An 11,085-nucleotide genomic window follows, 5' to 3' on the forward strand; every position below is an offset into this window, starting at 1 on the left:
GCCGCACCGTCCCGCCTGGAAGGAGCAACGCGCATGACGCAGCAGAAGGACGTTTCCCCGGCGCCGCCCAGACCGGAGAGCGGCCGCGCCGCGCTCCTGGACTGGCTCCGCTGGATGCGCGATCACCGGCCGGTGGCTCTCGACGAGGCCACCGGCATGTGGCAGCTGTTCCGCTACGACGACATCCACCGCAGCCATACGGACCTGACCGACTTCTCCGCGGAGCTGGGGCGGGTGCTTCCGCTCGGCGAGCTGAGCCGCGGCGTCCTGGCCGTCATGGACCCGCCCCGCCACGGGCAGGTACGGGCACTGGTCAGCCAGGCGTTCACCCCCCGCACCGTGGCCCGGCTGGAACCGCACGTGGCGGAGCTCACCCGGCGGCTGCTGGACGAGGCGGGCGGCCAGGACGAGTTCGAGCTGATGCGCGCGCTGGCCTACCCGCTGCCGATCAGCATCATCGCCGAGCTGCTCGGCGTGCCGCGGCAGGACCGGGAGATGTTCCGCCGCTGGGCGGACACCCGCCTGTCGGGCGATCACGAGGCCGGGGCGGTCTTCGACGACGACACGATCCGGGCCTCGGTGGACGAGATGCACGCCTACCTGCTGGAGCACGTCCGGGCGCGGCGGCAGCGCCCCAGCGACGACCTGATCAGCAGGCTCGCCCTCGCCGAGGTCGGCGGAGACCGGCTCGACGACCAGGAGATAGTGCACTTCACCGGCCTGCTGCTGATGGCCGGCTACACCACCGTGGCGGCGATGCTGGGCAACGCGGTCCTCCTGCTCCACGACAACCCCGGCGCGGCGGACGCGCTGCGCGCCGACCCGGGCCTGATCCCGGGCGCCGTCGAGGAGGTCGTCCGGTACTACCCGCCGCTTCCGCAGAGCCTCAAGCTGCTGAAGAACGACGTCGAGCTGCACGGCACGACGATGCCCGCGGGCAGCCTGGTCACGACGTGGACGCTGTCGGCCAACCACGACGAGCGGCACATCGCCGACCCCGGCACCTTCGACATCCGCCGCGACCCGAACCCGCACGTGGGGTACGGGCACGGGATCCACTTCTGCCTGGGGGCCTCGCTCGCCCGGCTCGAGGGGCGGATCGCGCTGGAGTCGCTGCTGGCCCGCCTGCCGGGGCCACGGGTGCTGCGGGAACCCGAGATGTACCCCAATCCGCGGATCCTCGCCCCGCGGGAGGTGTGGGTGTCGGCGGGCGGATGACCCGCCCGGCCGGCCCGGGGCGCCCCGCATCCGCGGGCGCCCCGGGCCGCCGTCACCAGGCGACGGGCAGCTCCCGCACCCCGTAGACGCGCATGTCGTCGCGCATCCCGATCTCCTCGGCGGGCACGGCCAGACGCAGCCCGGGGAACCGGTCGAGCAGCATCGACAGCCCGATCTGCAACTGCCTGCGCGCGAGCTGCTGGCCAAGGCACTGATGGATGCCGTGCCCGAAGGCCAGCTGCGCGGTCGCGGATCTGCGCGTCACGTCGAGGGTGTCGGGATCCTCGAAGCGCCGCGGGTCCCGGTTGGCCGCCGGAAGCGAGATCGTGACCGGATCACCGGCCCGGATCAGCCGGCCCTCCAGCTCGACGTCCTCCAGCGCGGCGCGGATGACCCCGTACTGCAGGACGCTCAGGTAGCGCAGCAGCTCCTCGACGGCGGTGTCGATCAGCGAGGGGTCGGCGCGCAGCACGGCGAGCCGGGCGGGATCGCGGAGCAGCGCGTAGGTGCCGAGGGAGAGCATGTTCGCGGGCGGCTCGTAGCCGGCGGACAGCAGCAGCAGGCCCACCCCGATCAGCTCGGCGTCGCTCAGCTCGTCCGCGGCGATGAGCCCGCTCAGGATGTCGTCGGCCGGATCGGCGCGCTTGCGATCCTTGAGCCGATCCATGAAGGAATAGTATTCCTGGTATGCGGCCACCAGCTCGTCGGGTTTGGACGTGAAACTCGTCATCGTCTCGGTGTTCTGCTGGAATTGCTCCCGCTCGCTGTAGGGAACCCCGAGCATCTCGCAGATCATCAGCGACGGAATCGGCTTCGCGAAGGATTCGACCAGATCCACCGGCGGCCCGTGCCCGGCCATTTCGTCGAGCAGCCCCGCGGTGATCTCCTCGATTTTCGAGCTCAGCGCCCGCATCCGGGACATCGTGAACTGGGCGATCAGCGGGCGGCGCAGCCGGGTGTGGTCCGGCGGGTCCATGGCGATGAACCAGCCCGGCGCGGCCGGCTGCCCTTTCAGCTCCGTCTCCGCCGAGCGGACCGGGAACCGGCGCAGCTCGTTCCGGACGCTGAAACGGCGATCGGCCAGCACCGCCCGCGCGGCCGCGTAACCGGTCACCAGCCAGCCCGCGGTGCCGTCCGGATAGCTGATCTCACTGACCGGGGACTCCTCGCGAAACCGCCGCAGATCGTCCGCGGGCGACAGCGGATCGCTGCGATGGGTGGGATGCGGGGGTGGTGCGGTCGGTGCGTCGGTCATCTGCCTCTCCTTCTGCTCGACCGTCGAAATTATTGTCCGGCCCCGTTCCGTGGCATGTCCATAAGCGGTGGGCGGATGAATTCCTCCGCCGCCTGCATTTCCAGCTCAACGAAAGCGGGACTTAAGCGGGGCGTTAGCCGCGTTTTAGTGAATTGCGCAGGATGTGAGGGTGCGGGCCGATCCCGGCCGTGGAGGGCCGGGCCGAAGGAGGACGACCATGGGCATGACCTCGCTGCGGCCGGGCCTGGCCGTATCCCTGGCCGCCGCGCTCGGGGAGGACCCCGGCGGCGTCTTCGCCGCGATCGGCGCGGGATCCGGCGCGGTCGCGCCGGACGACGAGTGCATCCGCTTCGAGGAACTGGGCTACAGCGTCAGCGAACGGAGTTACCGGGAATCCGAACCGGCGGTCGGGGACGTGGCGACGGCCGGCGGTGAATTCTTCGACTCCGAAGGCAACAGGATCGCGCGGGACAGCGGCCGCATGCAGATCGTGCACCACGATCCCGCGACCGAGCACTGGGTCGCCTTCACCCGGGTCTCCTACGAGTTCGAGGACGGCGGCACCGCGCGCTCGATGGGGTTCGTGGATCTGAACGACCAGCTCACCGGAAGCCGGGTCGTGATCTACATCGTCGGCACGGGCGGGCGCTATCTCGGCAAGGTGGGGACCCTGTCATGGGTCATCGAATCGACGATGAGCGCCAAAGCCAGGATGGTCCTGTGCGCGCGCCCCCTGGAGAAGTGCTGCGACACGGGATTCAGCTCCATTTCCTTCGGGTGAGGCCGATCTTCGGGCGTCATTTCGCAGACCTAGGGAGGGCGGCCCCGCATGGCGGACGACGAGACCCTGCTCAGCTATCTGAAACGCGTCGCCGCCGAACTGCACGACGCCCGGCGGCGGCTGCGCGAGGTGACCGAGCGGGACCGCGAGCCACTGGCCGTCGTGGGAATGGCCTGCCGGTTCCCGGGCGACGCGTCCTCGCCCGAAGGGCTGTGGCAGCTGGTCGAATCGGGGACCGACGCGGTCTCCGGATTCCCGGTGAACCGGGGATGGGACCTGGACGGCCTCTACGACCCGGACCCGGGAAAGACGGGGAAGTCCTATCTGCGGGAGAGCGGGTTCCTCCACGACGCCGACCTGTTCGACGCCGAGCTGTTCGGGATCTCCCCGCGCGAGGCGCTGGCCATGGATCCGCAGCAGCGCCTCATGATGGAGGTCGCGTGGGAGGCGCTGGAGCGCGCGGGACTCGACCCCAAAGGGCTCGGGGGCAGCCGCACGGGGGTCTTCACCGGCGCCGGCAACCTCGGCTACCTGGTCGGGATGCAGCAGGCCCGCAAGGAGGTCGAGGGCTTCTCGCTGGTGGGCAACGCCGCCAGCGTGATCTCGGGCCGGATCGCCTACACCTTCGGGCTCGAAGGGCCGGCGGTCACGGTGGACACGGCCTGCTCGTCCTCGCTGGTGGCCCTGCACCTCGCAGGCCAGGCCCTGCGGAGCGGAGAGTGCGACGTGGCGCTGGCGGGCGGCGTCGCCGTCATGCCCAACCCGAGCGAGTTCATCGAGTTCAGCCGCCAGCGCGTCCTGGCACGTGACGGGCGCTGCAAGGCGTTCGCCGCCGCCGCGGACGGCACCGCCTTCGGCGAGGGCGCCGGCGTCCTGGTGCTGCAACGCCTCTCCGACGCCGTGCGCGACGGCTCGCGGGTCCTGGCGCTGGTCCGCGGAAGCGCCACCAACCAGGACGGGGCCAGCAACGGGCTGAGCGCACCGAACGGGCCGTCCCAGCAGCGGGTGATCCGCGCGGCCCTGGCCGACGCGCGCCTGGCCGCCGCCGACGTAGACGCGGTGGAGGCGCACGGCACCGGCACGCCCCTGGGCGACCCGATCGAGGCGCAGGCGGTGCTGGCGGCCTACGGGCCCCGGCGGCCCGAGGGCAGGCCGCTGCGGCTCGGTTCGGTCAAGTCGAACATCAGCCACACGCAGGCCGCGGGGGGCGTGGCGAGCGTCATCAAGATGGTGATGGCGCTGCGGCACGAGCTGCTGCCCGCGACGCTGCACGTCGACGCCCCCACGTCCGAGGTGGACTGGTCGTCGGGCGCGGTGGCGCTCCTGACCGAGCCGGTGGCCTGGCCGAGGCACGGCGAACCCCGCCGGGCGGGGGTGTCCTCGTTCGGGATCAGCGGCACCAACGCGCACGTGATCCTCGAGGAGCCGCCCTCTGAGGAGCGCGCCCCCGAGACTGGTGGCCAGGGTGACCGGGAGTCAGTCGCCCTGGTCACCGCCCCACGGCCGCCGGTCGTGCCATGGCCGCTGTCCGGGCGCGGCGATCGGGCCCTGCGGGAGCAGGCCGCGCGGCTGCGGTCCCACCTGACCGCGGACCCGGCTCCGGCCCCGGCGATGCCGGACGTCGGGCGGTCGCTGGCGGTCACCCGGGCGACGCTCGACCACCGCGCCGTGGTCCTCGCGGCCGACCGCGGCGGGGCACTGGAGGCCCTCGGCGCGCTGAGCGAGGGCACCGAGAACGGCGACGTCGTCCAGGGCGTGGCCGACATCGACGGCAAGGTCGTCCTCGTCTTCCCCGGGCAGGGCTCGCAGTGGCCGCGGATGGCGGTGGACCTCCTCCAGGAGGCGCCGGTGTTCGCCGAACGGATGCGGGAGTGCGAACAGGTCTTGTCCTCGCACGTGGACTGGTCGCTGACCGGGGTCCTGCGCGGAGAGCCCGGCGCGCCCTCCCTGGACCGCATCGACGTGGTCCAGCCGGCCCTGTTCGCCGTCATGGTGTCGCTGGCCGCATTGTGGCGCTCCTACGGGGTGGAGCCGAGCGCGGTCGTCGGGCACTCGCAGGGCGAAGTCGCGGCCGCGCATGTGGCCGGGGCCCTGTCCCTGGACGACGCGGTGCGGGTGGTGGTGTCCCGCAGCCGGCTGTTCGCCGAGATGCTGACCGGCAAGGGGGCCGTGGCCTCCGTGGGGGCGGCCGAGGCCCGGGTGCGGGAACGGCTGGCCGGCTGGGAGGGCCGCCTGGCCGTCGGCGGCGTCAACGGGCCCGGCTCGGTGATCGTCACCGGTGAGCTGGCGGCCCTGCGCGAGTTCGCCGCCGCGTGCACGGCCGACGGGGTCCGCGCGAAGATCGTCCCGGCGACGGTGGCGTCCCACTCCGAGCAGGTGGACGCGCTCCGGGAACGGCTCCTGGAACTGCTGGCCCCGGTGAAGCCCCGCCCCGGCGGGATCGCGTTCTACTCCACCGTGACGGGCGGCCCGCTCGAGACCGGCGGGCTCGACGCGGAGTACTGGTACCGCAACGTCCGCAACCCGGTGGACTTCACCGGCGCGATCCGCGCACTGCTGGCGGACGGGCACCGCTTCTTCGTCGAGGCGAGCCCGCACCCCGTGCTGACGGCCGGTCTCATGGAGACCGCTGAGGAGGCCGAGGCGGACTGCGCGGCGACCGGGACGCTGGCGCGCGACCAGGGCGGGCTGCCCCGCTTCCTGGCCTCGCTGGCCGAGGTCCACGTCCGCGGTGCCGCGGTGGACTGGACCGCCGCCTTCGAAGGAACCGGAGCCGGGTGGGCCGAACTGCCCACCTACCCCTTCCAGCGCCGCCGCTACTGGGCGGATTCAGTCGGAGCCGGGGCCGCCGACGTGACCGCGACCGGCATCGGCGCGGCGGGCCACCCGCTGCTGGGAGCCTCGCTGGGGCTGGCCCGGGGCGGCACGGTTCTCATCGGCCGGCTGGCGCCGGGATCGCATCCCTGGCTGGCCGACCACATGGCGCTCGGTGCCGCGATCGTCCCCGGGGCGGCGTTCGCCGAGCTGGCGATCCGGGCCGCGGACGAGGTGGGCTGTGACCGGATCGAGGAACTGACCCTGCGGCGGCCGCTCGTGCTCCCCGAGACGGGCGCCGTGGTCCTGCAGGTCGTGATCGAGCCCGCCGACACGGAAGGGCGGCGGGCGGTGGGCGTGTACTCGCGCCCCGACGGCGCCGCTTCTCCGGATCCGCCATGGACGCCGCACGCCGAAGGCGTCCTCGCCACCGGCGGACCGGTCGGCGACCGGCGGGGAGAGGGGCTTGGCGCGTGGCCGCCACCGGGCGCGCGGCCCGTGGACCTGACGGGCTTCTACGACGATCTCGGCGAGCGCGGCTACCGGTACGGGCCGGTCTTCCAGGGCCTGAGCGCGGTGTGGCGGCGCGGGGACGAGGTCTTCGGTGAGGTGCGCCTGCCCGAGCGGCAGGCCGAGGACGCCGGGAACTTCGGCGTGCACCCCGCGCTGCTGGACGCCGCGCTGCACGCTGCGCTCGCGGCCGCCGGTCCGGCGGCGGACGGCCCGGTACGGCTGCCGTTCGAATGGCGCGGGGTGGAACTCCACGCGGTCGGCGCCACCACCGCGCGGGTGCGGATCTCCCCTGCGGGGGACGGCGCGATATCGCTGACCATGGCCGACGCGGACGGCGAACCGGTGTGCACCGTCGAGTCGCTCGCGCTGCGTCCGGTCTCCACCGACCAACTGGAACAAGCCGACGGCGGGCTGCAGGACTCGTTCCTCAACCGGGTGGAATGGACGCCGCTGCCGCAGGGTGATGACCCGGCCGCACCGGGGGACTGGGCCGTCGTCGGCGCGGATGCGCTCGGCCTCAAGCCCGCGCTCGAGGCGGGGAAGGCGAGCGTCCGCCGGTACCCGGACCTGATCGCGCTCGCGGACTCGGACGACCCCGTTCCCGCAACGGTCCTGGTCTCCTACGTCGCCGAAGCCGCGGACCCCGGAACGGCCGGCGTCCGGGCCCGCGAGGCGGCGTGCGGGGCGCTGCGGCTGATCCAGGACTGGCTGGCCGACGAGCGCTTCGAGGCGTCCACCCTGGTGGTCGTGACCCGCGGCGCGGTGGCGGCGGGAGAACACGACGGCGTCGCCGACCTGGTGCACGCGCCGATCTGGGGCCTGCTCCGCTCCGCCCAGGCGGAGAACCCGGGCCGTGTCGTGGCCCTGGACATCGATGGTCCGGACGACCTGGCGACCTCACTGGCGGCTGTCCTTGCCGCGGAGACCGGGCAGGCGGCCGTGCGGGACGGGACGGTGCTGGCACCGCGCCTGGCCCGGATCACCGGGCCGGTGCCCGATCCGCGCACCGGTGGCGAGGACGGAGGCGGCGAGGACGGAGGCGGCGAGGACGGACTCTGGAACCCGTCGGGCACCGTCCTGATCACGGGCGGGACGGGGACGCTCGGGCGGCTGCTGGCCCGGCACCTGGTCACCGCGCACGGCGTTCGCCACCTCGTGCTGACCAGCCGGTCCGGGCCCCGGGCGCAGGGGGCCGCCGAGCTTCAGGCCGAACTGGCGGCCCAAGGGGCACGGGTGCACCTGGCCGTCTGCGATGCCGCCGACCGCTCCGCACTCGCGGAGGTCCTGGACGGTATACCGAGGGAGCATCCGCTGACGTGGGTAGTCCATGCCGCGGGAGCCCTGGACGACGGGGTGATCGGCGCGCTGACTCCCGAGCGGATGGCCGCGGTGATGCGTCCGAAGGTGGACGCCGCGGTCAACCTCCACGAACTGACCGGCGGGCTCGACCTGTCGGCGTTCGTCCTGTTCTCGTCGGCCGCCGGGGTCCTGGGCAATCCGGGGCAGGGCAACTACGCCGCGGCGAACGCGTTCCTCGACGGCCTCGCGGCGTCCCGCCGGGCCGCGGGCAAGCCCGCGCTCTCCCTCGGCTGGGGGCTCTGGGCCGAGGCCGGCGGGATGACCGCCGATATCGACCGCGCCGACCGGTCGTGGGCGCGCCGGTCGGGCGTGGTCCCGCTTGAAACGGCCGTCGGCCTGGAACTCTTCGACTCGGCGTGCGGCATGGCCGAAAGCCTGGTGCTGCCGATGCGGCTGGACACCGCGGCCCTGCACGCTCGGGCCGGTGCGGGCGTCCTGCCGGAGATGCTGCGCGGGCTGATCCGCGTACCGTCGCGGCGTACCGCGAGCGGCGAGCGCTCCGGCGACGGGGCCGCGCTGGCACGGCGCCTGGCCGCCCTGCCGCCGGCCGAACGGGACCGCGAGGTGCTGCGTCTGGTGCGCGGCCAGGTCGCGGCCGTGCTGGGGCACGGGGACCCGGAGGCCGTGGACGCCGACAGGGCGTTCCGTGAACTCGGCTTCGACTCGCTCACGGCCGTGGAACTGCGCAACCGGCTGCGGGCGGCGACCGGGCTGCGCCTGCCCGCGACACTGGTCTACGACCATCCCGCTCCGAGCGCGGTGGCGCGCCTGCTGCGCACCGGACTGCTAGGGGAGCAGGACGGGGCCGCGGACCGGGAAGCGGAGCCGGCCAGGGCCGACGAGCCGATCGCGATCGTCGGCATGGGCTGCCGCTTCCCCGGCGGCGTCGGGTCCACCGAGGACCTGTGGCGCCTGGTCACCGGAGGAACGGACGTCATCTCCGGCTTCCCCGAGGACCGAGGCTGGGACCTGGAGCGGCTCTACCATCCCGACCCCGATCACCTCGGCACGTCGTACGCGCGGGAGGGAGGGTTCCTCCACACCGCCGGGGAGTTCGACGCCGGATTCTTCGGGATCTCGCCGCGCGAGGCGGCGACGATGGACCCGCAGCAGAGGCTCCTGCTGGAGGTCGCCTGGGAGACCATCGAACGCGCCGGGATAGACCCGATGTCGCTGCGCGGGAGCACCACGGGCGTGTTCGCCGGGGCGATCCACCAGGACTATGCCGCCGACGCGCGGCCCCAGGACATCGAGGGCTACCTGCTCAGCGGCACCACGGGCAGCGTCATGTCGGGACGTGTCGCCTACACCCTCGGCCTTGAGGGACCCGCCGTCACGATCGACACGGCCTGCTCGTCTTCCCTGGTCGCCCTGCACATGGCGGGCCACGCGCTGCGGCAGGGGGAGTGTTCGCTGGCGCTCGTCGGCGGCGTGACGGTGATGTCCACACCGGACACCTTCGTGGAGTTCTCCCGGCAGCGGGGCCTGTCCACCGATGGCCGTTGCAAGGCGTTCGCGGCGGCGGCCGACGGCACCGGCTGGTCCGAAGGCGCCGGCGTCCTGCTGGTGGAGCGCCTGTCCGACGCGGTGCGCAACGGCCGCCGCGTCCTGGCGGTGGTCCGCGGCTCGGCGGTCAACCAGGACGGCGCCAGCAACGGCCTGACCGCGCCGAACGGGCCGTCGCAGCAGCGGGTGATCCGCGCGGCCCTGGCCAACGCCCGGCTCTCACCGGCCGAAGTCGACGCGGTGGAGGCGCACGGGACCGGCACGCGGCTGGGCGACCCGATCGAGGCGCAGGCCCTCCTGGCGGCCTACGGCGAGGACCGGCCGCCCGACCGCCCGCTGCGGCTGGGGTCGGTCAAGTCGAACATCGGGCATACGCAGGCCGCGGCGGGGATGGCGGGCCTGATCAAGATGGTCGAGGGGATGCGGCACGGTGTGCTGCCGCGGACGCTGCACGTCGATGAGCCGACGCCGCATGTCGACTGGTCGGCGGGGGCCGTAGAGCTGCTCACCGAGCAGGTCGAGTGGCCGGAGACCGGGAGGCCGCGGCGCGCGGGGATCTCCTCCTTCGGCGCGAGCGGAACCAACGCCCATGTGATCATCGAGCAGGCCCCCGCCGAAACGGATGCGGTGGCATCGCCGCTCCCGCCCGGGACCGGTCTGGAGGTGCGGGCCAGGGAAACGTCAGGGCCGGACGTGTTGCCGTGGTTGCTGTCGGCCAAGACCGAGGCGGGGCTGGCCGCGCAGGCGCGGCGGCTGGCCGAGCACCTGGACGCCCACCCCGACCTGGACACCGGGCAGGTGGCGTGGGCGCTGGCCACCACCCGCTCGGTCCTGGACCACCGCGCCGTCATCGTCGGCGACCAGGCGACGCTGCGCGAGGGGTTGCAAGCCCTGGCGGCCGGAGAGCCGCACCCGGCCGTGGTCACCGGCCACGCGTCTCCCGGCGACGCGGGCGGCAAGACGGTGTTCGTGTTCCCCGGCCAAGGATCACAGTGGCCCGGCATGGGCGCCGAACTCATGACCACCAGCCCCGTCTTCCGCGACCACATCCAAGCGTGCGAACAGGCCCTGGCCCCGCATGTCGACTGGTCCCTCACCGACATCCTCACCACCGGCGAAGCAGCGACGTCGCTGGACCGGGTCGACGTCGTCCAGCCCGCACTGTTCGCCGTCATGACCGGCCTGGCGCACCTGTGGCAATCCCTCGGAATCGAACCCGACGCCGTCATCGGCCACTCCCAAGGCGAGATCGCCGCCGCCTACACCGCCGGCGCCCTCACCCTCAACGACGCCACCCAACTCATCGCCCTCCGCAGCCAAGCCCTCACCACACTCGCCGGAACCGGCACCATGGCCGCCATCCACACCACCCCCGGCGACCTGGACGACCTGCTCCCCGACACCATCACCATCGCCGCGATCAACGGGCCCGCCACCACCATCGTCGCCGGACCCCACCACGCCATCACCCAACTGCTCAACCAATGCGAGCGGCGGGAGATCAAAACCCGACGCATCGACGTCGACTACGCCTCACACAGCCCCGCCATCGACACCATCACCGACCACATCACCACCGCCACCACCGGCATCAACCCACAGCCGACAACCACCCCCATGTACTCCACCGTCACCGGCC

Annotated in this window: 4 protein-coding genes; 3 read left to right on the forward strand and 1 reads right to left on the reverse strand. The window is 73.1% G+C overall.

Going from position 1 to position 11,085, the window contains the following annotated elements; translation table 11 throughout:
- Nucleotides 1–33 precede the first annotated feature (33 nt).
- Nucleotides 34–1,218, forward strand: coding sequence for a cytochrome P450 (locus E1285_RS38895; RefSeq protein ID WP_132159610.1), 1,185 nt, complete (start codon nucleotides 34–36; stop codon nucleotides 1,216–1,218).
- Between the two features lie 52 nt (nucleotides 1,219–1,270).
- On the opposite strand, the gene E1285_RS38900 is transcribed toward E1285_RS38895, so the two are convergent.
- Nucleotides 1,271–2,473 (reverse strand): cytochrome P450, encoded by a 1,203-nt coding sequence (locus tag E1285_RS38900; protein WP_132159611.1) that lies wholly within the window; start codon nucleotides 2,471–2,473, stop codon nucleotides 1,271–1,273.
- A 217-nt stretch (nucleotides 2,474–2,690) separates the two neighbouring features.
- Here E1285_RS38900 and E1285_RS38905 point away from each other — a divergent pair, with 217 nt between their 5' ends.
- A complete protein-coding gene (locus E1285_RS38905; RefSeq protein WP_132159612.1) occupies nucleotides 2,691–3,254 on the forward strand; it encodes a hypothetical protein in 564 nt (187 codons plus the stop codon).
- A gap of 48 nt (nucleotides 3,255–3,302) precedes the next feature.
- Nucleotides 3,303–11,085, forward strand: a 7,783-nt coding sequence (locus E1285_RS38910; protein ID WP_132159613.1) for a type I polyketide synthase, incomplete at its 3' end; no start/stop codon positions are given.

This window comes from Actinomadura sp. 7K507 (assembly GCF_004348425.1).
GTDB lineage: Bacteria > Actinomycetota > Actinomycetes > Streptosporangiales > Streptosporangiaceae > Spirillospora.